Origin of the sequence: Bacillus sp. FSL K6-3458 (assembly GCF_038005045.1) — a bacterium.
In the GTDB taxonomy this organism is placed as follows: domain Bacteria; phylum Bacillota; class Bacilli; order Bacillales; family Bacillaceae; genus Bacillus; species Bacillus altitudinis.
The window spans coordinates 305,232-328,941 of sequence record NZ_JBBOSI010000001.1 but is presented as its reverse complement, the minus strand read 5'-3'; the positions used below and the strand labels follow the sequence as shown (position 1 = coordinate 328,941).

The window sequence follows — 23,710 nt, the reverse complement described above, 5'->3', positions numbered from 1 at the left end:
GTTTGCTCACCTCACTTTAGATCTTGGCAAAACCTACTGTTAGACATGTCTGTGATTTTTCGATTTAATTGTTGTTCGACCAATTGAAAACATGCCTGCTGAATCCATAAACGTTTAAATGTATAGAGTTGTTCTTTTTCATCGCCATGCATCTCTTCATCTTTTTCTAACTGAAAATCTGTTAATTCGATTTTGTCATGAACATGCATATGAATAAAAACATGCGCATTGTGAAAATCATGCATATGCTCTACTAAAGCTGAGATATTGGTGATAAAGTCATCAAATATATCTTCTTCTAGCGTTTTCTTGAGATCTAGATGGCTGTGCACATCCATTGATATGTAATTATCTCTTTCATCCAGTTCTTCTTGAGTGGCCAGAGGGTTATCATGAATCGTTGCTTTTCTATTTAAATCTGTAATCGAGAAATAGACGATGATGTCTTTATTATCGAGAAATTCATACGCCCATATCTCTGCATCTCTTAATCTTAAAATGCGGGTGAGATTGTCCAACTTTAAACCCTCCAATTAATTATTCATCGTCGTCGACGAAGACCTAGACGCCGCTTCATCCGCTTTCACACAATCAATCGCAACAACCAATGCAATCATCACAGGCTCCATCTCTTCTTTCAAAATATCCACCTTGTAGCTATCCCCCCAAGTAAACCATTCCTTCTTTACCTGACCGATCACTTCGCCGCTTTGCAGCACTTGGAAATTCATATCCCACCAGTTCCCTTGTACTTCGATACCAGCAGCATCAATTGAATATTTTGCTTTGAAGAACGTAAACTCTTTTTTGATCGTCAATACCTCTTGTCCACCGACTTCTACTAAAAACTTTGGTAAAAAGCTAAACATTTTCTTCGTGATTACAGCGATGACTTCTCGTTCTGTATTCAAAATGGTAAACGTCTTTGGCACCTTCATAAAGCTGCCTTCGACCACATATACATCATTCTCCTGTTGGTCCTTTACCGTAAACCTGCCGCTCAGACTAAATACCTTTTGCTTCATATATAGCTGCTTCATAAGTACCTCCGATTCCGTTCAAAAATTTATCCGTTCTTACCTTACCCCTGATTATACCAAATAATAGAATGTGCAAAAAACCACCTGATAGCAGGTGGTTTTCGATTACTGATCCATTTTCAGAGATTCTTTTTCATATGTTTGAAAAGCATCTTCCATTCCCATGATGACCTCTTTCATTTTGACATAACCACTTGTGTAAGGAATAGAATCTCTAATCTCTTCCCACATAAAATGATAGAACTTCAGGTCATCTGTTTCACACATCACAAAATCTGTGTAATCCTTACCTGGAAGAGCTTCAGCATCAAAAAAGGACACCGTCACATGTTCCTCATATTTCTGCATCAACTCTTGCAGCGAAGCCGCATGGGTTCTATGCTCCTCTCGTGGTAAAGCAAGCCAAGATGGATAGAACTCTAATAAAACAACCATCATATATTTCATCATCAAGCCCCTCGATTCTTCTATGATGTGATGATTGTACGCCAGATCTAGAGAATGTGCATTAACATAGGTTAATGTTCAGCAGGATGCAGCAGCCTGCTCAGCGAAACCGGAGAAATACCGATATATGAGGCAATATGATATTGAGCGATACGCTGATGTAACCCGGGATATTTCAATAAAAACGCCTGATATCGCTCAATGGCTGGCAAATAGAGCAGTTCCCTCTCACGCTCTTCCTTTCTCGTATACAGCCTTTCTACACTCACCCGAACAAACCGCTCCCACATATGACTGCTGTCCATCAACATTTGAAGCAGATCATACGGAATTTCAATCACGATAGAATCCTCCATCGCTTCAATCGAATAAGGAGAAGGCTGCCCGTTGATCATACTTGCATAAGAAGTAGCAAAATCATCTTCCAACGTAAAAGCCACGTTGTACTCCCTTCCATCCGGTAACAAATAGAAGAGACGGAAGAGACCTGTTATGCAGAAATAGGCATGCTTCACCGGATCGCCAGCCTTGATTATGCATGTACCCGCTTTTAATTGTTTAATCGTTGTTCCATCTTTAAAGGCTTGCCAATGCTTATGTTCAATTGGATATTTCGATATTTTGGTTTTGAACGTGTCGTATGGGTTAGTTATTTTATCCATCTGTAAGTTACCTCTCTAGTAATGGAAGACTTGATAAAAAATTGTATCAGGAAACACGCAAGTTATAATGGAAATATAAGCGATGATGAGAGGAGAAACAATGAAAAAAATCACTTTTTTTGACTGGATCGTCCATTTACAAGCGGACTTAACAGCGATTACAGATCATTATGAAAAGAAAATGGTCATTTTAGAGCCATCCATTGAACTAAATAGCATCATCTGGATGGATGACAACAACGAGCTACAAATCAAACCTACTTGGGATTGTATCATTTCAATTGATCCAACCAACAAATCACTGACAATCCGGCAAACAAAAGAAGTATTCGGAGATGTGTACGAATGAAAATAGGAGGAACTATGAAGAAAACCGCTTTTTATGATTGGACGATTCACTATCCTGACCATTTAACAGCAGTCAAAGATGATACAGAAAAGAAAATGGTTTTTCTAGAACAAACGGTTGAATTTAAAGGAATGATCCGTATTGATGAGAATGACGAACTGCAAATAAAGCTCACATGGGATTGTGTCATTATTGTAAATGCAAAACAGATGTCTATCACAGTTCGTGATGCAGAAGACTGTGTAGGTTTACCATAAACATTAAAAAGAAAAGTCTCATTTGACACACACAAACGAGACTTTTCTCAAATGCTATTTCTTTGGAAAAACCGTCGTAAAGGTCGTTCCTTCTTTTTCATTGCTTTCTACTTCAATAGAAGCATTGTGGTACGACAGGACTTCTTGCACGATGGATAATCCAAGACCCATTCCCTCTTTATTTCGTGCCTGATCTACCCGGTAAAAGCGTTCAAATATTTTTTCTAATGTGTGTTGTTCTATGCCAATCCCCGTATCTCTAATCGTCACAACCGCTTTCGATTCATTTTCATTACAATGAATACTGATTTCCCCAAACTCTTTGTTGTACTTAATGGCATTGCCAATTAAATTCTCCCAAACATTGATCAACAAAGTCCGATCCGCATATACCGAAACAGGCTGTAGATCCAACTTAATTTCTAGACCTTTCTCTTCTATCCGCCATAGCATCGAATGGACCACTTGATGAAGCTGCTCATCCACCCTGACGATTTGTTTATTCGTTGGATATGTCCCTTGATCAATAGAGGTTAAAATGAGAAGTTGTTTCGTTAAGTTAGATAATCGCTTTGCTTCTGTTTGAATAATGTGGTTGTATTTTTTCCCTTCGCTTGATGAAATCTCCTCATTTAGTAATTCAGAATACCCTCGTATATTTAATAGTGGTGACTGAAAATCGTGCGAGACGTTATTCACAAATTTCTTCCTTGCTTGATCGGTATTCTCTAATTTCTGCTGCATCATCCGAAAACGATCAGCAAGCTGACCAATTTCATCTTTTCGATTGATCATTAATGGATACTGAAAATTATGGTTTGCCATCTCTTGCGTCGCACTCGTCAATTCTGAAAGAGATTGGGTGACTTTTCGAGACATAAATAAAATGCCAATGATACTGCTCACAAAAACGGCGAAGATAAATCCAAAAATAATCAAATGGAACTCTGTAAAGAAACTGATATTATTTGGGCGTAAAAATAAGCCCCATTCTTCCCCGTCAATTTCTATTTTCGTCCCCACTGTATTTTGTATATCATTTGCGAAATGACTCATGATTAAGTATGAATTTTTAAAGGATTTGATCCCGTTGTACGCTTTACCGCCTTCAAATAAGGCGTGCATTTGGTCATTCCATTTTTTCGTTTTAAATGGTTCGCCAAACATCTTCATCTCCCCATCTTCTTTAACCAAAGCGATTTGGTACCCTAGATCGCTCATGGTTTGCAAAAAATCAGAAGATGCTCGCAAGGTAATTTCATGTTCTTTGATTTGTTTAGATAACTGCTCAGCAATGGCTAAATATCGATCATTCATTTGCTCTTTGACAACATGATTGTAGATCAAGTTAGAACAAATAAATCCAATGAAGATGCTAATCAAAACAATCAAACACGTATATAGCATAAAACGTTGTTGTAGTTTCATTCTTTTACCTCAAGTTGATAGCCGAAACCACGTATTGTGACAATTTCAACCGTCGCTTCCGCCCTTTTTAAACGTTCTCGTATGCGGTTAATATGCGTGTTTAATGTGAATTCGGGTTGATCTAACGTATCCCCCCAAATGTCATCAATTAAATCCCAGCGGCTTACATTGCGGTTTGCCCGCTGCAGCAGATAATACAGAATTTCTAATTCACGCATGGGCCAGATATATTGCTGATTCGCAATCGTTAATTCCCAACGGTTCGTATCAATTTGAACATTTCCCGCAGTCGTCAAAGCTTCTATGGATTTACGATATCGTCGTAAAATTGCATTTACACGGAATAGCAGTTCTTTCGTTTCAAATGGTTTGACGATATAATCATCAATCCCTTGTTCAAATCCTTGCTGCTTATCTTCAATCTGCCCTTTCGCTGTCAGCATAATGACCGGCAGTTCATATTGTTTCGTCACAATGTTCGCCAGCTGAAAGCCATCCATCCCAGGCATCATCACATCAATAATCATGAGATCAAATGACTGTTGTTGCAAAAAAGCAAGCGCTGCCTCAGCATTGCTTGCTTTTGTCACTTGGTATCCCGCCTGCTCTAAATGGATGGACACTAATTGCAAAATGGCTTCATCATCATCCACAACCAATACATGCAATTATCCTTCCTCCTTTATTTCCTTAGCTTTGTCTTTTTCAAAGAATAATATGAGTGACGGCAGCAACATTCCTCGCACGAAAAATGTATCGATGATAATCCCAATAGCGACAATAAATCCAAAGATAAATAAATCCGTAATCGGCATAGTCATTAATGCGGCAAATGTTGCAGCAAGAATGATCCCCGCTGAAGAAATCACCCCGCCTGTATTTCGTATCGCTACTTCTAATGCAGCTTTGACGTGTAACGTTTGGCGTTCTTCTAAGAAACGGCTCACAAGGATGATGTTATAATCAATTCCTAATGCCACGAGAAAGATAAAGGCATACACAGGGGCACGAGTTGAAATCGCATCATATCCAAATAACACATCGACTAAGAAAATACCTAAGCCTAATGCAGATACAAATGAGATTAAAATCGTCGCCATCATATAAATCGACATTTTCATGGAGCGTGTCAAAACGAGTAACAAGATCAGAATGAGTAATGTTTCCAGTAATACGATCTTTTTAATATCGGATTGATTCACCTGTTGCTCATCCACTAATTTAACTGTTGTGCCAGCAAAAGATAACTGAACCTTTTGACCATCTGATAAACGATAGGTGGCTTGATCTGTACGGAAATCTCCTAAAAATTCAATGGCCTCTATACTGTAGGGATTCACTTTTAATGATATCGTCATTTTGCCATGCTCTCCATCTTTGGTTACCCCCGAAGGACGAGCCGATCCTATCTCTTCATTTTCTGAGAATTGGGCGGAGATTTCTTGTAAATGTTCCTGAGTTAGCTTTTGACCAGTCACAAGTACTGTTGTCTGGGCTAGATCACCTTTATTAAATTTTTCCTCAACGATTTCAAATGCAACACGAGAAGGTAAATCCTTCGGGAAATTTTTCACCGAGTTAAATTCATAATGTAAATTGAAAATATTCGCACCTGTCACAAGTAAAAACAGTAAGACCGCACCACCAATTAATCCTGGTTTTCGAACCACGAATTTGGCAAGAGGTCCCCATATGCCATGTTTTGCTTCTTTTGCTTCACCATATGTCGGTACTTTCGGCCAAAATGCTTTGCGGCCAAATAATGCAAACAAGGCTGGAATCAGTGTGACAGAAGCCATCATAATGACCACCATCGCAGCACCAAAGATTGGCGCAAAGTTTTGATAATCACGGAAATCCGCCACAAATAAAATGATCATCGCCGCAAATACTGTACCTCCAGCAAATAAGACCGGTTTGGCTGTTGAACGCATCGCTACTTTCATCGCTTCAAATTGATTTTCATGATGTTGTAATTCCTCACGATAACGCGAGAAAACAAACAATGAATAATCAATCACAGCAGCAAATAACAAAATACTCATAATCGAGGTGGTCGAGTTATTGATTTCAAGTCCACCCACACCAAGTAAAGCCACAACTTGATTCACCACTTGATAGACAATGACCGTTGCGAACAATGGAATGATCGCTAATAACGGAGAACGGTAAATGACGATCAATAAAACCAAAATGATTGCAACAGTAGCTAATAGCAGTTTCAAGTCGGCAGATTCAAACAACTTCACCGTATCCCCCGCTATACCTGCTGGACCCGTAATATAAAAATCAGCATCTAGCCCTTTCGCTATGTTTGTACCGACATCCGTTGTCTCATCATTAATCTTTGCATAATCAGCATTGCCTAATCCTGCTTTCAAATTCATTGGCACAATCATGGTCGTTTCATCTTCTGATAAAAAAGCGGATAACGCTTGAGGAGGCAATGCGGACACATCGACAATTTCTTCAATTCCCTCAATCTTTGCCTCTTTGATTCCTTGAATGATCGTTTTTACATCTTGAATAACCAGCTTTCCATTAGGGTTATGGAACACATATAATCCCGGAGTCCCTTTATCATTTGGGAAATACTGATCTAACTTCTTTTGTGTCACGATGGACTGTGCATCACTAGGTAAAGATTGAAAATTGCTCACTTTATGATCGCCCAATTTAGGCCCAGCACTCAACCCGATCATGAAAACAAGCCAAATGATAACAGTCAGCCAAGCCCCTTTTTTTGTAGACATTTTATCAATAAATGATCTGAATCCTTTCATTGATGGTTCTCCTCCTTTTCTCACCGGTTCGAGTATATCGCCTGTATATAAACTTGATATAAACTCAGGGAAAAGGGCGAGCCATGAAAATAAAAAAAGCAGAGGTTTATCCCTCTGCTCAGGCTGTCGAGAAAATCTCGACAGCTTTATTTTTCCCCTTAAATTTTCCACTACCCCATTTTATAATAGAGAAAAGCATACTAAAGGAAGGTGTTTTTCTCATGTTCCACACTAGAAATTCTTCTCAGCACGAAGCCGAATTTGTATTACTAGATCAACTGGTCGAAGAGGATCACCTACTTCGTAAAATTGATCAATACATTGATTTTTCATTTATCATAGACAAAGTAAAACCATATTATAGTGAGAATAAAGGTCGTCCTTCTCTCGATCCACTCATTTTGTTCAAAATGATGTTCATCGGATACCTGTATGGTATCCGTTCTGAAAGACAACTTGAAAAAGAAATTTACTATAACATGGCGTATAGATGGTTTTTAGGTTTGAACATCAATGACCCCGTTCCTCATCACTCGACCATTAGCTGGAATCGTCGTACTCGATTCAAAGATACAACGATTTTTCAAGACATTTTCGACGAGATCGTGCTTCAAGCTATCAATCATGATATGGTAGGAGGCCGCGTTCTTTTTACTGACTCCACTCATCTTAAAGCCAATGCCAATAAACATAAATATATGAGAAAAACGATTGAGCAGGATACCCAGAACTATATAAATGATTTAGAAGAAGCGATCCAAGAAGATCGGGTGGCACACGGAAAAAAGCCCTTAAAGGTAAAAGAGGAGGTGAAAACGGAAAAAGACATTCGTCAAAGTACGACTGATCCTGAAAGTGGCTATCTTTATCGTGAAAACAAGCCAGAAGGCTTTTTCTACCTAGACCACCGTACAACGGATATGAAGTACAATATCATCACGGATGCCCACATCACGCCCGGTAATGTCCATGATTCTGTTCCGTATCTTGATCGGTTGGATCACCAAATCGCACGATTTGGTTTTCAAGTAGAAGCTGTTGCCCTTGATTCTGGTTATTTGACAACCCCAATCTGTAAAGGTTTATCAGATCGCCGTATTTTTGGTGTCATCGCACATAGACGCTTTCATCCAACAAGAGGTTTATTTGAGAAGTGGAAATTCAAGTATGACTCTGAACATGATCATTACATATGCCCAAATGGTGAGAAGCTATTATATACAACAACTGATCGAAAAGGTTATAGGTTCTACAAATCAGATCCTAAAAAATGTACATCGTGTCCTTTCCTTGAAAGATGCACAAGGTCGAAAAATCATCAAAAAGTCATCTCAAGACACATATGGGAAGAACATAAAGAAAGGATCAGACAAAATCGTCTATCTGTCTCTGGAAAAGAGCTATATAAAAAAAGAAAAGAAAAAATAGAGCGAAGCTTTGCAGATTCAAAACAACTGCACGGGCTTCGCTACTGCCGGTTGAGGGGAAAACAAAATGTGAGTGAGCAAGTGCTTCTCACAGCTGCCTGTCAGAACATGAAGAAGATTGCCACACATCTAGCGAAGCTAGGTTAGGTGTGTGGGAGGCCTTTTTCATTCAATCTCATCCATCATCATTACGATGAAAATAAAAAAGATTGTAGAAAAACATGAGTTTCTCTACAATCTGAGCAGAGGTTTATCCCTCTGCTAATCCTTCATAACCATTTACAAAATAAGCGATCGTCTCTAACTCATCTTCTTTTAGTTCTCTGTTCACATGTGTTTGATATTCACTCTTGATTTTCTCCTGGTCTCCACCATAAAGATCAGTGTATTTCGCCATCATTCGAAGCTTGTCTGTTTCCTGACGAAACTCCTCTTTTGTCCACGGTCTTTGATGTGAAGGAATATACGTCTCCGCATCAAAAGCATCTAACTCATCTAAAAGACGCAAAATTTCTTTTACCGTAAAATGTACTTTTTCTGCATACATTTTCGGATAAATGCAATCACCAAGAAACAGGATTTTTTCCTCTTTCACATACACGATCACTGAATCTGCAGCATGATCGCCCCCAACATGCTGCACAACACAAGTGACCCCGCCAAGATCAATCTCCATCCGACGATCAAACGTCACATCCGGTAAAACCACCTGAATCTCTCGATGATTCTTATATTCTTCTTTTATCGCCTTCGCGCAAAACTCAATCTCCGTTCCTTCCCTCACCCGCTCATCAATCGCCTCATCTGACCAAGAAAACGGAAGAAGCTTCTCCATTTCCTTTCTGGTTCTTGCAGAAGCAATTGAAACCGCATGAGGCAATGCCGGTAGACCAAAAATATGATCCCAATGCCAATGCGTAAGGACAACCATATCCGGCGTGGCGTTCTCTTGTTTTAAGGTCTTTTGGATGAAATAGTTCGCATGATCTTCTGAATTGCCGGCATCGATCATTAATGTTTTGTTATTGCCTACGACCATACCTAGGATGGGGCGGTCGGTGAGTGATACTGGTGTGATGTAGGAGAAGGTTTGGCCTATTTTTTTGATTGTGTGCATGGTGCTGCCTGCTTTCTAATATTCAGATTTTATTTTCGTAGTGCGAAGGTAAACCGAATCCTATTTCTTTAATAAGTATTTGGCTAACTTTCGATCTTCTTTATCCTTTGTCTTCACGGCAATATGTTCAATCAATTCCCTTGTGGCCGCTTTCTGCGCATACGAAGGAGGCCATTCCTTTAATACACTTAAAGCATGATACTGTAAATTTCCATCATTTGATCTAAGTGCAGCTTGAATCAATGGTAATCCTACACCGTCGTGTTCATATAAATCTTGCACAATATATTGTAGACAAGCCACTTCATCATCTGAGAGGTTTGATAACGATAAATGTGTTTCTGCAAATGTACAAAGCTCTCTAATATGCTGGTGATGATTTGTGTCCATCACAGCAAAGTATATTTCACTATTTGTCGGATCTTTCTCAAGTAAAGCAAATAGATGCTCAATCACATCTAAACGATAAAAGAGAGCGATTTCAAGTGCTTGGGAGCTAAAACCCTGTTGTAACGAATCGGTTGCAAGCTTTGGCCATCTACTGTCATTGATAAACGGTTGAACAGCTTCCTGGATAGCCTTATAATCGTCCTGTTTCCATGAAGCATTCAATCGGTCTTCCCAAATCTCTTGTTCATCATTTAAAAACTCATTTATTTTCAATATTGAATAAAAGTCCTCAATTGTTTGGCAGTGCTTATGAGCATGGTGAATAAATCGGCAGAGAACTGAGCTTGCATTTGAATACTCATCGATTCCGTAGATAGAAACCTCATCTTCTAATAATGCTTGAATGATGAGACTCGCTCCATCGTATAATTCTTTGGAAATTTCATCTTCTGATAAAGCTGTTTCCAGATCACCATTAAGAGCACAAGTATAAGCTAAGTATTCATTCATGATTGTATTTTCGCAGCCCTTTGTTAGTAGCCATCGTTTTATTTCTGGTGTCGAGGCTTCCAATTGCTCAACAGCCGAAATCTTTCCCCATCCATCGACGGACTTTGCAAGACGCCAAACATGTTCGTTTCCTTGAATTGTGCCATTCTTCAATGCAAACACGACATAAGAAGTAAATTCTTCATGCATACCTATTGTGAATAAAAGCTCTTTGTATTTTTCACAGTTCGTACATCCCAGTATCATGACTGCAAATTTGACGACCTCCCGATGTGCCGCATGTTCAAGAAGCCATAACGCTTCTTGCTGTACACGGGATTCATCCCATTGTGTTTGCTGAAATCGTTCAATTAGCTCACTGTTGCGACTCGCCATATTGTTAGAAATGATTTTTTCATATGTTTTTTTTCTAGTTTCGTTTGTAGGATGATTCAGTTGTATTTCAAAAAGCTTCAATAGCTTCTTCACATAAAAAGGGGCAGGTCGTTCATCTACATAATAATCAGATAAACCGGGAGCCAATCGTGGTTCATTTTCGTCAAATAAATAATCTTCATCGGGTAAACGGTCGTCTACTATTTTATGATGTGATTGAATTTGTTGTTGAATAAAGGGAACGATTTTCTCTTTATGATCCCATGGTAGAAATTCTATCTTCATTGAATCATCTAAAACCGTTTCACGATCTACCTTCACCATACAACGAAATCGTACATACCCACCAAGTTTAACGGACACTTTGTGTTGCGTACCATCTTGAAGCTCCAATATCCCTGACAATTTTGAATAAGGGATCATATGAGTCAATAAACTTTTTCGTTGTTTTTTATCAACTGTCACACCATCAATGATTAGTTGCTCTTCTTTTATTTGGTTTGTAATTTCTATAGAATGCCCTTTATATTCAATTTTCCATGTTTTATTTATTTCTTTTTCTACATCTTTTATTACGTTACGTATTTCATGTTTAAAGTCAGCTTTGAAACCCATGAAAGTCTCCTTTGAGTAATTGTAGATTGAATATGAATATGTGATCGTTCCCAATACCTGCTGTAATCGTTTCTTGAACTAAGTTTTCATTATATATAATACGATATTTATTAAGAAGAGTCTTCTTTTCTTCTTACATGAAAAAAGGTATGAGAAATGAATAATTCCCGTACCTTTTACTATTTAAAATTATTGATTAAATGTCGGCTCTTTTTGCTTTGCAACCTCAAAATACTGAGTAAACGAAGAAACACCTGAATAAGATATTGATAGGTACTCTTTAGCACGAGTCATTCCTATATACATTAAAGACACTTCTTTTTCTTGATCCTCTTCATACTTTAATGGCATCAGATCAGCTTTCACAATAAAAACTGAGTGGAAGTCAAGACCTTTACTACTATCGAGAGAACAAATTTTGACTGTCTCTTCCTCTGGATTGAACTTATGTTTGGTTGCACCATTTTCAGTTATCCAATTGTAAGGAATATTCTTTGTTTGAAATTCAGATTGAATCGCTGATATATAATGGTTATTATATCCCTTTATACGATATAAAATAGCCATTTCAGAGTAAGGTATGTTCTTTTCATTATGTTGATCCACTATTTGTTTAGTAATCTCTTCTATTTCTTCTTTAAAGGTATTACATCTTAAAAGTTCTACTTCTGGCCCTTTACGTTTCGTCTTTTTTGGAGGGATGATTTCGATTGTCTCTGTCTGTTCTTGTTTTAATTTAAGATCTAAAGCTCTATGGCTATCGTAAAATTTCCATCCAAAATCCACAATTTGTGACGTATTACGATAATTTATATTTAAGATTCTAGATCTACCTCTAAAATCAAGCCCCGTATCTTTCACATAGCTTCTACTTTTCCGATAGATATCTTGCGCTCTATCTTCTACTAAAAGTAAAGATTGCGTCTCTTGATCTAAGCATAAGCTGATGAGATGCAGCCAGCTCCCTTCAAAGTCCTGCCCTTCATCAATTAAAATGGCATCATACTTTACAGGAGTTAAAGCATCATTTTCTATTTTTTCAATGTAATCATCTATTTCAAGTTCTGAAATACCATGATCTTTTTTAATCCAGTGATGAAAATTTAATATTTGTATATTATTTAAATTTGGTGTTTTTCTATGATCGGATGTCAGAAAATCATCTGGTTCTGTAAATTTAGAATGAATCATTTGTTTAATATTTTGTTTCAAAGCTACATTGTAACAGAGTATTAATATCTTCCAATTCGGATGTTGTTCAGCTAACATTTTTGCTCGAGTCGCTAAGATTAAGGTTTTACCACTTCCTGCTACTCCTCTAATTAGCCGATGTTTATCACCAATCTGTTTAGCCAAGTTTTCTTGATGCAGATCCATCGTTTTGATGTTTCGAAAAGATAATAACAGTTTTTCTTGGTATGGGACTGGTTCAACATCTGCTCCAACGCGTATTTCTTTGTATAGATGATAACGAATCCTTTCTAATTCGTCAGATGATAGTGGCGTATTTAACTTGAAAGGCACATGAAACATATCAAACAATTTTTCTATTAAGATCTCAGGATCAAAATGGTCATTATCCGGATCAATCTGATCACGCGATAAAATAAAATGTGGATCAATAACCTCATATACTTTATTTTTTAAAAGTTGTTCTTCATGAAGCCGAGTGAAGACGACACCATAACCATAAGGAAACTTTAATTTAAACTGATATTTCCCTTCTGTATTGATTAAATCAATGTCTTTCTCAAGCATATCTTTTATTTTAAAAGCATATTCTCTTGATTGAACTAGGGGACTCTTCACTCTATGTAAATCACCAGAAGAATTTAAAATGCCCCAGGTATTATCGTTTAGCTCTCTTATTGTATTTTTGGTGTAATCTTTTACTTCCAAAACTAATACTCCTAGATCCGGACCGATTATCACAAAGTCTGGTCTAAACCCATTGATATTAGGCTCATAATGTACAATATACTCCTCGGGTAGATATTCCTTTAATGTTCGAAATAAAATTCGTTCTCCTGCAGTAGCAGTACTTTTAATAGTTTCTGGTAATGTAATTGCCATTTATACTAACACCCCTCTATTATCCTTATAACCCATATATCGGAATAATCTGGATTGTTTGAATGTAAATTATTACATTATATAGGATTATTTAAAGAATGGTGATCGTGATGTTCGTTAGAAAGATAGCTAAAAACTCAAAAAAGCTCTTAAATTAATAATTTAAGAGTTTTTTGTTAAAATTTCGCTTTGTATCTGTATATATTTTTAGTGACTTTTATTTTTATTGAATTTGTGAATGATTGCTTTATATACAATATACACCAGATACATTACATAGCCTAAAACAAATGTAATTACTAAATCTTTAAATGCCAAGCTTGTCCCTTTTTGTGTAATGATACTCCATATTAGGGGTAGTATTTCTACAGTGAATGCCAATGCAGCTCCTAATAATGAAGGTAATACGATAAAAGTAATAACAAATGATTTAAAAGATTTAAACATACTAATCTCCTTTAAGATTTTTAACAAGATTAAGTCATTACTAGATTATCTCTTTTACTCCACATTTAGCAACAATAAAAGCAAATTTCATTGGTAATCCCCCAGGTAAAGCTACGCCGGCTAATTTTTTAATTAAAAATTTAGTAGCACTTTTACCAAGATATTTCTTAATGTTGTTATACATGATTGAAGAAGCCTTTTTCCATGCATGTGATTTTAAGGCTTTTTTGACTTGTTTGTTGTATGCGCGTTTGACTACATCTAATCCTATTGCACTCCCTGTAGAATTAACAATACATACTCCAAAAGATGCGACACTAAGTGAACTAGCTATCATTGCTTCTTGATTATTTGGCTCAGGTGAACCATATTCTGCTTCTACTTTATCAACATCCACTTTTATTATTTCACCTTGTTTATTTACAGTAGCAGCTTCTGTATATAAAAATTTAAGCTGTTCTGCCATTTCATTAATAATTTCTTCTTCAGTTAAATCCTCATCGGTCTCGTTAATGTTGTCAACTCTTTCAATATTATCTTGTGAAACAAAATTCTCAATACTAATTACTTGGAAATCTTTTAGTTCTTTAATATTGAGTGTTTCTTTTGCCTCTGTAAATGGGGCAAAAATAGTTAAAGTTAGTACGAATGCTACAATTGTTAAAATAGTCTTTTTCAATCCAAATACCTCCATAAAATAAACACTAGATTTCATTCACCCGCATTATATCGGCGCTATATATCTATATTTATATTAAAATAAGCTTAAAATTTATAATCTATAAGTATTATCAAGAAGTGCTATATAGTTTTTCCGTAATAAATTTACTGTTTATATGTATTAAATTAAATGTTAAAAAACAATTAGAATAAAAAAAGAGTAGGTAATAGCATTAAATTGCTATTACCTACTCTTTTTACTTTTATATGTTAAAAAACTACCTACTTATGATACGGCTCCCCCCGAACAATCCGAAACGCCCGATAAACCTGCTCCACCAACACCAGCCTCATCAACTGATGCGGAAACGTCATCCTCGAAAACGACAGCTTCTCATTCGCACGCTGCATCACAGCATCACTTAACCCAAGGGATCCGCCTATGACGAAACATACTTTGCTTTTTCCGTATGTTGCCAGCTTATCTATTGTATCGGCTAATTCTTCGGAACTTTTCATTTTTCCTTCGATGGCGAGGGCGATGACGTGGGCGTCTGGGTTGATTTTGCTTAGGATGCGTTCGCCTTCTTTGTCTTTGATGATTTTCATGTCTTGCTCGCTGAGATTCTCGGGTGCTTTTTCGTCTGCGAGCTCAATGATCTCGATTTTTGCGTATGCCTGTAATCGTTTTGTGTATTCGGCTATGCCTTGCTTTAAATATTTCTCTTTTAGTTTTCCTACTGTGATAATTGATATATTCACAGGTCATCCCCACCTTAAGAACAAGTTATTCATATAAGTTATCAACAATTGTGGATAAAATTTGTGTATTTTGTGTCCGATCATTCGTTCCCCACTATATATATTGCAGGTTCATCGCACAATTCACAGGTTGTGGATAAGCTGTGTGTATGTTCGATTTTTCTGAATTCTGGCGGTGTTTCGTGATCATCTATGTACATGTCTAGTACGGTTTCTATATGTTCTGCACAAGCATAAAGTGATTTGTTCATAAGTTTCTAATTCCTCCAATATGTTGTTTGGTTATTCACATGTGTTTCGCTCATTGTTCAATATAACCGATTTATTCACATGTTAATAGTCTTTTACCATTTTCCACACCTTTTATCCACAAACCAAATAAAAAAGCCTCCACTCCTGTGAAGGCTTCCTTCTATCAAAACGGATTATAAAATCTCGTTCCTCTAACAAATGTAATCACTAGCGACACAATCAGTACCGCTCCAACAAAGATTAACGCCGCATAATCTGCTTTTTGAAAGTCTTTCGCCGTAAACCATGTGCGCTTTTTATGCTTTCCAAACCCGCGCAGTTCCATCGCATTGCTGATGGTCTCAATCCGCTCTAGGCTGGAGAAAATCAGCGGCATCACAATCGACAGCGCATTTTTAATCCGTTTTCCCAGTTTTTCATTCTTCGATAAATCAATACCTCTTGCTTGCTGAGAAATCGCGATCGTTCGAAAATCACGCTGAATATCTGGGATGTAGCGCAGAGCAATCGCTACCGCATACGAAATCCTATAGCTGACCCCGATTCTGCTGAGCGATGAGGCGAATTCACTTGGATTTGTTGTCACGATAAATAAAAGCGCCGCTGGCATCACGGTCACGTATTTCAGTGTAATGTTCAATTGATAGAAAAGCTGTTCAAGTGTGACATTGTACCAGCCTGCAATGTGAAAGAGCTCATGCTTCGCTCCATAGATGGCGACACCTTGCTGAGGTGCAAAGACGTAAATGGCGATGTTATTGATGACAAGAAAAATCGCCAAGACAATCACTACGAAAGAGATATCACGAAATCGTACGTTTGATAGCTGAAAGAACACGATACTGGCAACTAGCATAAACACTAATACGCCTGTATCATATGTGAGCATCGCTGCGGATGACCAGAGGATAAAGCAAATGAGTTTGGTTGCCCCTGTCAGCCGGTGAATTGGCGATGGGCGATCGATATAAGACAGCATGTCTACAGCCATGTCATTCGTTCCTTTCTGTCAACCTCAATGAAGCGATCCACGAGTTCATTTGGATTTGGCCAGTCTGCTTTTAGCGCCAGTTCATAGAGCGACGTTTCTTTTAAGCTCGCCTTTTGGACTAGCAGCTGATCTGTCAGCACTTTGGCTGGTGTATCATCTGCGATTTTTTCTCCATCTGAAATGACAATGGTTCTTGTCGTGTATTCGAGCATGAGATGCATATCATGGGTGATCATCAAAATCGTGACGCCCTGCTGATTTAATTGCTCTAAAAACGTCATCATCTCTGTGTAATGTCTAAAATCTTGACCGGCCGTTGGCTCATCTAAAATGATGATTTCTGGCTCTAACACAAGAATGGATGCAATGGTGACGCGTTTTTTCTGTCCAAAACTGAGTGCTGAGATCGGCCAATTTCGAAATGGATACAGCCCGCACACTTTCAGGACTCGCTCTACACGATCCTTGATGTCGTCTTCCTGTACGCCTCTTAAAACGAGACCGAGTGCGACTTCATCAAAAATCATTTGTTTCGAAATCATTTGATTTGGGTTTTGCATGACGACACCGATTCGTTCGGAGCGCTGTTTGATGGTGTCTCCTGTGATGTCATCGCCATTTAAAAGGATTGTCCCTTTTGTTGGCTTTTCAAATGCGCAGAGCACCTTGGATAGTGTCGTCTTGCCTGCGCCATTGGCACCGGCGATGCTGATCATTTCTCCTTTTTTGACGGTAAAAGAGATGTTGCTCAGCGTGTTTGGTCTTGTCGGATAATCAAAGCTCAGCTCACGCACTTCTAGTAAATCCGGTGCTTCATTCTGCTCGACTGATGGCTCAGATGCTTCCATCCATTGCTCGATTTTCTCTTTTGCCTCGTCATTTAAGGTGAGATGCTGTAAATTAGCGATCTGATCTCCTGCTGCAATCGGAATGCCTGCATATTTCATCGCTCTCACATATAAAGGCTCACGTAAATATGCCGCTTCTAATACATTTGAGGCGAGCAATTCATCTGGTGTCATATCCGCTGCAATCGTGCCGTCATTGACAACGATGATGCGGTCGACATGGCGGAAGAGGACGTCTTCCAATCGATGTTCCACCATCACGACCGTTTTTTTCGTTTCTTTTTGCAGACGGTCAATGAGATCGATCACTTCTTTACCTGTTGCGGGATCAAGGCTTGCCAGTGGTTCATCAAACAGCAAAATGTCGACATCGTTGACAAGTACGCCTGCGATGGCGACACGTTGTTTTTGACCGCCTGACAGCTCATGCACGGATGATGCCAGTTTGCCGTCTACCTCTGTTAATTTTGCCGCTTTCTCGACACGTGTTTTCATTTCTTCGCGTGTGACTTGATCATTTTCTAGTGTGAACGCGATATCTTCTCCAACGGTCAGCCCGATAAATTGTCCATCAGGATCTTGCAGCACCGTTCCGACGAGCTGTGAAAGAGAGAAAATGTTCTCTTTCTCTGCATTTTTCCCGCCGATGTGAAGACTTCCTTCCATAGAACCTTTATAAGACGCAGGAACTAGCCCATTGATACAATGGGCTAGTGTGCTTTTTCCCGATCCAGACGGGCCTGCGATGAGGACTTTTTCTCCTTCATAGATGGTCAGGTTGATATCTTTCAATGTTGGTTCTGCCTGACTGCGATACTTGAATCCGAAATGTTCGAATTGAATCATCGGTTTCTTCATTTATGTGTTCCACCTTGCTTCATGATGTTTCTTTCGATAGACTGCCGCTTTTGCTTCTTGTTTTCGCATAAGCCGCAATGATGATGGTGCCTAGTACACCGACTGTGATGATGTTTGAGATTCCTGCTACGATGCCTTGAACAAACACTTTATTTGCAGGTTCTGCATAGATCACAATGTCGAGTACCGGCGCAATGACAAACCAGCCTAATGCTTGTGCGCCGGCTTGGACGGCGTTGAAGAGCGTGATTTTTTTCCAGCCAAAGTCGCCCTCTTCTACTTTTAAACGGTTCGAAATGAGGCCGATCAATAAACCAACAACACCCGAAACGATAATCCAGCTCCACCAAGGTCCAAATGTGGTGGCATCTTTAATGAGATGACCAATAAATCCAATCAATGCGCCTGCAATAGGACCAAATAGCACGGCCATTAACGCAAGGAACGCGTACGATGTTTCAATTTGTGTATTCGGAATCCCAGTTGGAATGGAGACGAAGCGTCCTAAAATGACAAAGACGGCTGCGCCAATTCCGATGGCAACGACAGTTTTCGTTGAAAGTTGTTTACCTGCCATGATGTTTCCTCCTCTTATTCATATATAATGCGCGGAGCTTTGCGAATCGAAAGGCGCCAGCCTGTGCCTGTACCGATGTTATAAGCCTTTGCAAATGACCCTTGATTGATCGCCACGCCTAAATGATCGAGTGAATTGACATATACGAGTGGTTCGCCTACCTTTAAATCGGCAAAAGATCGTCCATAGGTCATGATATTTTTATACACATTTTTTGGCCCGTTGGCAATGGTAACTTCTATTGCATCCCCATAATTGATTGAAAGCTGTTCAAATAACGTATGATGAATGTTTGTCCATAGGTTTCCGAACCGCACATCTAAAATATCAATCGTCCCTGTGATCACTTCTTCTTCCGCATAAGCTTGTACGACTGGAAGGTGAATAATGTCCTCTATATTCGCCTTTGGCCCGACCTCTTCAAAAGAAATCACACCTGAAGCAATTCTCGCGCCTGTATAGGCGTAAATGTCTCTACCATGGAATGTATGTGATTTTCCTGACTTCGGCAGACGGTTGATGGTTTCATCTAAATACCGAGCCTCCACGATGCCAATATCCTGTGCGACATGCGTAAGTGTCCCATTATCAGGTGTGATGATGTAGTGTGAGCTTGTTGTTTTGACGACAAGGCTCTTTCGCTCTGATCCAACGCCTGGATCAACAACGGAGACAAATACCGTTTCTTCCGGCCAATATGTAACCGTCTGAAGCAAGCGATAAGAAGCTTCCCAAATGTCATATTGGGGAATGTTGTGAGTTAAATCAAAAATGCGGATGCCGCTGCTCACTGTATTGGCTACGCCGTACATTGCGCTGACCGCTCCATCATCAATACCGAAATCTGATTGTAAAACCAATGCATGTTCACTCATGTTAATCTCCCTTTCATTTGAAAAAATGGTTGTGGTGTTTCACGTGGAACATTTGAACATTTGTATGAAAAAAAAGTGGACAATAAAAAATACCCCATCCTTATCTATGAATCATAAGGACGAGGTATTTGTCTCGTGGTACCACCTTTATTTACTGTTTGCTCGCGCTAAACAGCCTCTACAAGTACAAAGCTCCAATTTGGCTCATATACTGTGGTTTTGATAACGAGTACCAACTCTCGTCGTCACCTACTAATATCATGGATATGTTCAGTACGAGGCTCAGAGACCATTTTTCGAATCATTATTTTTGCTTCTTTTCAGCTGCCGAAGCTCTCTGTGGAAAAATTGATGATTGTACTTTCTCTCGTCATTGCCTGTTTAACTATCTTGAATTAAAGCTATCATACATGATGTTTTTTGATAAATCAAGATATTTTTCTGAACATTTTTAAAAATGAGTTAACTGTTCTGGAAGAGTCTTCTTTTTTATAAAATTTAAGCAAATGTTAAAGAGCGAGATATGGTGTCTTTCTTTTCTAGCGGTATAATAAAGATGAAGGGAGGTACAGTGTGTGTGGACCATCTGTATGAATGAATTTAAGCAGCTCTTCAAAAGCACAAAATCCATCTTAACTATTGTTATTATTTTCATTTTATCTACTTTTGTATCAAGTCTTCCATTTATAGCTGCTTATCAAGGAAAGTGGGAACAGGCAAAGGACCCCTATTCCATTGGGAATGAACTAGTGATTTCTTTATTTGGTTTCTTCCTTATTTTTTTATTATCTCATGATATTTTGAGCCGTGAAATTCATTTGAAAACCATTCGTTTTCTCGTCAGCAAAACGACCCGTTTAAACATTGTCATCGGGAAATATCTTGGGCTGATGCTGTTTTGGCTCAGTTGCATTATGACCACATATATATTAAATATGGTGATTTCACATCGTTTTCTGTTCTCTGATGCCTTAAAAATATTAACGTTTATCAGTGTCGGCATATCCTGTGCTTTGTTTTTGTCCATGCTCTTTCCAACACCACAGAAATCGATGTTTGTTGGCATGTTGTTTTCCTTTCTATTTCCAATCATGAGCATGATGTCTGTTCTTTCTTCAGAACGGTTGATTCACTGGTTCCAATACGTGACGCCTTATTATTATGCGCGCTGGAGTGAACCGCTGACCTATGTGCTGATGAATGCCGCATTGACTGTTGTCTTACTCGTTGGAACTGCACTACTGTTTCAGAGGAGGGATGTCTAAGTGCTTCACACAAAAGGGCTGACAAAAAAATATCGGACAAAAGTCGCAATTGATCATATTGATCTTGATATCCATCAAGGGGATATCTTCGGCCTCATTGGACCAAAGGGTGCTGGTAAGACAACCTTCTTTAATATCATTACAGGGATCTCCCGCCCCACCTCTGGCACATTTATCATGATGAACATGACGTCGTTAAAAAAAGTACGGCATCATATCGGTGTGCTGCCTGAATATACAGATTTATATGAAGGGCTGACTGCTATTGAGCATATTGCCTATTTATCGAAAATTACGGGTACTCGCCAGAAAACGAGCTATTATGAAGAATTACTCGAATTTGTTGGCTTACATCGTTATCATCAAGAGAAAGTCGGTGCCTTTACACCTGGGATGAAGAAGCGGCTCGGAATGGCTCAGGCCATCGCTCATCAGCCTGACTTTATTTTACTTGATGAGCCTTTTGCGGATATTGATGCAGATTCTATCTTACATATCCAGCGGGTGATTGAATCGTTAAAATTTGAAGGGAAAACTGTCTTTTTAACAGCAGACGAGCCAAGGTTCACCCAGCCTATTTGTACCAAAACAGCTTTCATATCTGAAGGAAAAATCGTGTCCTCAAGTACTCATCCTCAAGAGAAAACCATCACGTCCTCAACCATTCGTGCCACCTTCAAGCATGCATGGATTGATGATGAGGTGAAGCCTGTTCTCACGCAGTACTTACAAAGTGTGGGAACAGACCTTGTGATCAGAGATGACGAGACCTCATTGTTGATTCGTTCAGAAGCTCAAGTCCCAGCCATCATCCGTGCGTTTGTGAAATGCAAAGTCGACCTATACCGAGTCACGGCGCAAGATGCCATGATGTCCACATAAAAAAGTACCGTACGCTCACTGCACGGTACTTCTCTTTTTTTATAAAGGCTTGCTCATGTAAATCCCAGTCTCAGCAAATCCCGTTTTCTCATAAAGTGAGCGGGCGATTTGATTATGGGCAAAGACATGCAGCGATAGTTTCTTCACACCTAATGACTTTGCCTGCTCTTCTAATGCCGTCATGGCCTGTTTTGCCAATCCTTTTCCTCGATACGCTTCAAACAAAATAAAATTATAAATAAATCCTTCATGCTGGGGATGATCTGGATCATAGCAAAGCCATACCCATCCAATGGCTTCTTCTCCATGTAAGATGTTCCACAACTCATGATCTTCTGTCTGAAGTCCTTCAGGAAGCAGCCGGTCAAATTGTTCCTCTGCGTTCTTTTGCGCTTCTTCCTGATTCCATGTCCCTGCGTGTACCTTTTCTTCTGCGTACCGCTTAATGGCCTTCTCTATCAAGACGTCATAATCTGTTTGCGACATTGGTAGTAATGTGACCAATCGTATCTCCCCCTTTTCTTTATCATATGCCGGGCATGTAAAAAAAGCCAGTCCCTTATAGGAACTGGCTAGCCACCGAACTGATCGGTTTGGGAGAGTTTGATCTCGACTGATTTTTTCTTTCCGCTTCGGTAAAATTGCACCTTTACCTTGTCGCCTACTTTCTTTTGATAAAGATATTTACGCAGATCGACGATATTTTGTACTTCCTTGCCGTCAAACGACGTCACGACATCCAGCTCTTTTAACCCTGCTTTCCCTGCTGGAGACAAAGGCTCGACACTCATCACGACGACTCCGGTTGTGACCTTTGATGGCAGTTTTAACGTTTCCTGCCAATGATAGCTCGCAATATCTGCTAGTGATTTCATCCCAACACCAAGGTACGGACGCTTCACCTCTCCATAGCGCTCTAAATCCTCTATGACAGGGATCACCAGGTTCGCAGGAATAGACAGCCCAATCCCTTCCACCTCTGACTCAGCAATCTTCATTGAATTGATGCCGATCACTTTCCCGTCCATATTAATCAAGGCTCCGCCGCTGTTCCCAGGATTAATGGCGGCATCCGTTTGCAAAACTTCCGCATTCCAATCCGTCTGTCCATCACCATTAGAATCAACAGGGATCGCACGCTCCGTTCCAGAAATCACACCTTGTGTGACGGAGCCAGCAAATTCAAGGCCTAATGGATTTCCAATGGCGATGACAGGCTCACCTGGTTTGACATGGTCTGAATTGCCGAAGGCGGCGGTTTTCTTGATCTTATCACTTTTGACCGTGAGTACCGCTAAATCCATAAGCTGATCACTGCCGACAAGATTTGCCCCGATCCTTGTCCCGTCCTGAAGGCTCACTTCAAGCTGGTTTGCGCCTTTGATGACATGATGGTTGGTCACAATATAAAAGGTGTCACCCTTTTTTTTATAAATCACACCTGACCCGCTGCCTGCTTCACCGCCTTCTTCCCAAAAGCTCGACTTTTGAATGTTAATGACGCCGACAACCGTATCCGACATACTCGATACCACTTTTGTGACCGCATCATTCACGTTCACATTGACGGTCTTTAAAGGGCCATCTGATGCCTGCTGATCTCCAGCTGATTGCCAGCCAAAGGGGCTGCCGCTTTGTCCAGACACATAGGGGAAAAAGAATCCCATTAAAAAAGCTCCTACCAATACACCGATCAGACCAGATAGGAAATATCCTTTTCTGCTTCGTCTCGGCTTCCACTCTACATCGCGATAATCCACTATGTTTCCTTCCTTTCAGTGAATAGATGATGTATATAGTGTTGGTAAGAAGCTCTTATC

25 protein-coding genes and 1 other annotated feature are annotated in these 23,710 nt (G+C 39.3%); of the genes, 5 read left to right on the top strand and 20 right to left on the bottom strand.

Annotation, left to right across the window (positions count from 1 at the left end; all coding sequences use genetic code 11):
• Positions 1 to 11 precede the first annotated feature (11 nt).
• From MHH23_RS01815 to MHH23_RS01800, 4 genes are all read right to left on the bottom strand, one after another.
• Complete coding sequence (locus MHH23_RS01815; RefSeq protein WP_142153380.1) at positions 12 to 518, bottom strand: hypothetical protein; 507 nt, start codon at positions 516 to 518, stop codon at positions 12 to 14.
• A gap of 15 nt (positions 519 to 533) precedes the next feature.
• Positions 534 to 1,040, bottom strand: a complete 507-nt coding sequence (locus MHH23_RS01810; protein ID WP_025208303.1) for an LURP-one-related/scramblase family protein — start codon at positions 1,038 to 1,040, stop codon at positions 534 to 536.
• Between the two features lie 105 nt (positions 1,041 to 1,145).
• Positions 1,146 to 1,487, bottom strand: coding sequence for a darcynin family protein (locus tag MHH23_RS01805; RefSeq protein WP_340958761.1), 342 nt, complete (start codon positions 1,485 to 1,487; stop codon positions 1,146 to 1,148).
• Between the two features lie 71 nt (positions 1,488 to 1,558).
• A complete protein-coding gene (locus tag MHH23_RS01800; protein WP_340958760.1) occupies positions 1,559 to 2,149 on the bottom strand; it encodes a Crp/Fnr family transcriptional regulator in 591 nt (196 codons plus the stop codon).
• A gap of 100 nt (positions 2,150 to 2,249) precedes the next feature.
• Between MHH23_RS01800 and MHH23_RS01795 the strand changes: the two genes are divergently transcribed.
• Together MHH23_RS01795 and MHH23_RS01790 are read left to right on the top strand one after the other, a co-directional pair.
• Positions 2,250 to 2,498 carry a hypothetical protein gene (locus MHH23_RS01795; RefSeq protein ID WP_340958759.1) on the top strand — a complete coding sequence of 83 codons (249 nt, stop codon included), beginning with the start codon at positions 2,250 to 2,252 and terminating at the stop codon, positions 2,496 to 2,498.
• A gap of 14 nt (positions 2,499 to 2,512) precedes the next feature.
• Positions 2,513 to 2,755 (top strand): hypothetical protein, encoded by a 243-nt coding sequence (locus MHH23_RS01790; protein ID WP_340958758.1) that lies wholly within the window; start codon positions 2,513 to 2,515, stop codon positions 2,753 to 2,755.
• Positions 2,756 to 2,809: 54 nt separating this feature from the next.
• Here the strand turns inward: MHH23_RS01790 and MHH23_RS01785 are convergent, their stop codons facing one another.
• From MHH23_RS01785 to MHH23_RS01775, 3 genes are read right to left on the bottom strand one after another with little or no spacing between them, the layout of a single operon-like run.
• Positions 2,810 to 4,183 (bottom strand): sensor histidine kinase, encoded by a 1,374-nt coding sequence (locus tag MHH23_RS01785; protein ID WP_096882113.1) that lies wholly within the window; start codon positions 4,181 to 4,183, stop codon positions 2,810 to 2,812.
• A complete protein-coding gene (locus MHH23_RS01780) occupies positions 4,180 to 4,851 on the bottom strand; it encodes a response regulator transcription factor (RefSeq protein ID WP_340958757.1) in 672 nt (223 codons plus the stop codon). Before MHH23_RS01780 ends, MHH23_RS01785 begins: the two co-directional genes overlap by 4 nt.
• Complete coding sequence (locus MHH23_RS01775; RefSeq protein WP_340958756.1) at positions 4,852 to 6,966, bottom strand: MMPL family transporter; 2,115 nt, start codon at positions 6,964 to 6,966, stop codon at positions 4,852 to 4,854.
• A 221-nt stretch (positions 6,967 to 7,187) separates the two neighbouring features.
• Here MHH23_RS01775 and MHH23_RS01770 point away from each other — a divergent pair, with 221 nt between their 5' ends.
• Positions 7,188 to 8,540: an IS1182 family transposase gene (locus tag MHH23_RS01770; protein WP_340958755.1), complete on the top strand. Its 1,353-nt coding sequence runs from the start codon at positions 7,188 to 7,190 to the stop codon at positions 8,538 to 8,540.
• 103 nt (positions 8,541 to 8,643) lie between these two features.
• Here MHH23_RS01770 and MHH23_RS01765 read toward each other — a convergent pair whose 3' ends face one another.
• From MHH23_RS01765 to MHH23_RS01715, 11 genes are all read right to left on the bottom strand, one after another.
• On the bottom strand, positions 8,644 to 9,510 hold the full coding sequence (locus tag MHH23_RS01765) for an MBL fold metallo-hydrolase (RefSeq protein ID WP_340958752.1): 867 nt from the start codon (positions 9,508 to 9,510) through the stop codon (positions 8,644 to 8,646).
• A 60-nt stretch (positions 9,511 to 9,570) separates the two neighbouring features.
• Positions 9,571 to 11,400: a hypothetical protein gene (locus MHH23_RS01760; RefSeq protein ID WP_340958750.1), complete on the bottom strand. Its 1,830-nt coding sequence runs from the start codon at positions 11,398 to 11,400 to the stop codon at positions 9,571 to 9,573.
• A gap of 189 nt (positions 11,401 to 11,589) precedes the next feature.
• Positions 11,590 to 13,473, bottom strand: a complete 1,884-nt coding sequence (locus MHH23_RS01755) for a 3'-5' exonuclease (RefSeq protein WP_340958749.1) — start codon at positions 13,471 to 13,473, stop codon at positions 11,590 to 11,592.
• Between the two features lie 207 nt (positions 13,474 to 13,680).
• Positions 13,681 to 13,920 carry a hypothetical protein gene (locus tag MHH23_RS01750; protein ID WP_047947089.1) on the bottom strand — a complete coding sequence of 80 codons (240 nt, stop codon included), beginning with the start codon at positions 13,918 to 13,920 and terminating at the stop codon, positions 13,681 to 13,683.
• Positions 13,921 to 13,960: 40 nt separating this feature from the next.
• Complete coding sequence (locus tag MHH23_RS01745) at positions 13,961 to 14,599, bottom strand: hypothetical protein (RefSeq protein WP_047947088.1); 639 nt, start codon at positions 14,597 to 14,599, stop codon at positions 13,961 to 13,963.
• Between the two features lie 263 nt (positions 14,600 to 14,862).
• Entirely contained in the window at positions 14,863 to 15,342 is a 480-nt protein-coding gene (gene rlmH / locus MHH23_RS01740) for a 23S rRNA (pseudouridine(1915)-N(3))-methyltransferase RlmH (protein ID WP_024718474.1), read from the bottom strand.
• Positions 15,343 to 15,422: 80 nt separating this feature from the next.
• Positions 15,423 to 15,593: a CxxH/CxxC protein gene (locus tag MHH23_RS01735; RefSeq protein ID WP_008360116.1), complete on the bottom strand. Its 171-nt coding sequence runs from the start codon at positions 15,591 to 15,593 to the stop codon at positions 15,423 to 15,425.
• Between the two features lie 164 nt (positions 15,594 to 15,757).
• Complete coding sequence (locus tag MHH23_RS01730) at positions 15,758 to 16,585, bottom strand: energy-coupling factor transporter transmembrane component T family protein (protein ID WP_024718473.1); 828 nt, start codon at positions 16,583 to 16,585, stop codon at positions 15,758 to 15,760.
• Positions 16,576 to 18,291, bottom strand: a complete 1,716-nt coding sequence (locus tag MHH23_RS01725) for an ABC transporter ATP-binding protein (RefSeq protein WP_268430238.1) — start codon at positions 18,289 to 18,291, stop codon at positions 16,576 to 16,578. Before MHH23_RS01725 ends, MHH23_RS01730 begins: the two co-directional genes overlap by 10 nt.
• Positions 18,292 to 18,310: 19 nt before the next feature.
• Complete coding sequence (locus MHH23_RS01720; protein ID WP_024718471.1) at positions 18,311 to 18,868, bottom strand: ECF-type riboflavin transporter substrate-binding protein; 558 nt, start codon at positions 18,866 to 18,868, stop codon at positions 18,311 to 18,313.
• A 14-nt stretch (positions 18,869 to 18,882) separates the two neighbouring features.
• The gene (locus MHH23_RS01715; RefSeq protein WP_007497378.1) at positions 18,883 to 19,743 is read right to left on the bottom strand and encodes an SAM hydrolase/SAM-dependent halogenase family protein; all 861 of its coding nucleotides are present in this window, start codon (positions 19,741 to 19,743) and stop codon (positions 18,883 to 18,885) included.
• A gap of 112 nt (positions 19,744 to 19,855) precedes the next feature.
• Positions 19,856 to 20,126 (bottom strand) — a binding site (T-box leader).
• Positions 20,127 to 20,318: 192 nt separating this feature from the next.
• Here MHH23_RS01715 and MHH23_RS01710 point away from each other — a divergent pair.
• Both MHH23_RS01710 and MHH23_RS01705 read left to right on the top strand, forming a co-directional pair.
• A complete protein-coding gene (locus tag MHH23_RS01710; protein ID WP_008347476.1) occupies positions 20,319 to 21,008 on the top strand; it encodes an ABC transporter permease in 690 nt (229 codons plus the stop codon).
• Entirely contained in the window at positions 21,009 to 21,890 is an 882-nt protein-coding gene (locus MHH23_RS01705; RefSeq protein WP_008347478.1) for an ABC transporter ATP-binding protein, read from the top strand.
• 39 nt (positions 21,891 to 21,929) lie between these two features.
• Here MHH23_RS01705 and MHH23_RS01700 read toward each other — a convergent pair whose 3' ends face one another.
• Both MHH23_RS01700 and MHH23_RS01695 read right to left on the bottom strand, forming a co-directional pair.
• Entirely contained in the window at positions 21,930 to 22,394 is a 465-nt protein-coding gene (locus MHH23_RS01700; protein WP_017368440.1) for a GNAT family N-acetyltransferase, read from the bottom strand.
• Positions 22,395 to 22,462: 68 nt separating this feature from the next.
• Positions 22,463 to 23,650: a S1C family serine protease gene (locus MHH23_RS01695; RefSeq protein WP_035704177.1), complete on the bottom strand. Its 1,188-nt coding sequence runs from the start codon at positions 23,648 to 23,650 to the stop codon at positions 22,463 to 22,465.
• Positions 23,651 to 23,710 lie beyond the last annotated feature (60 nt).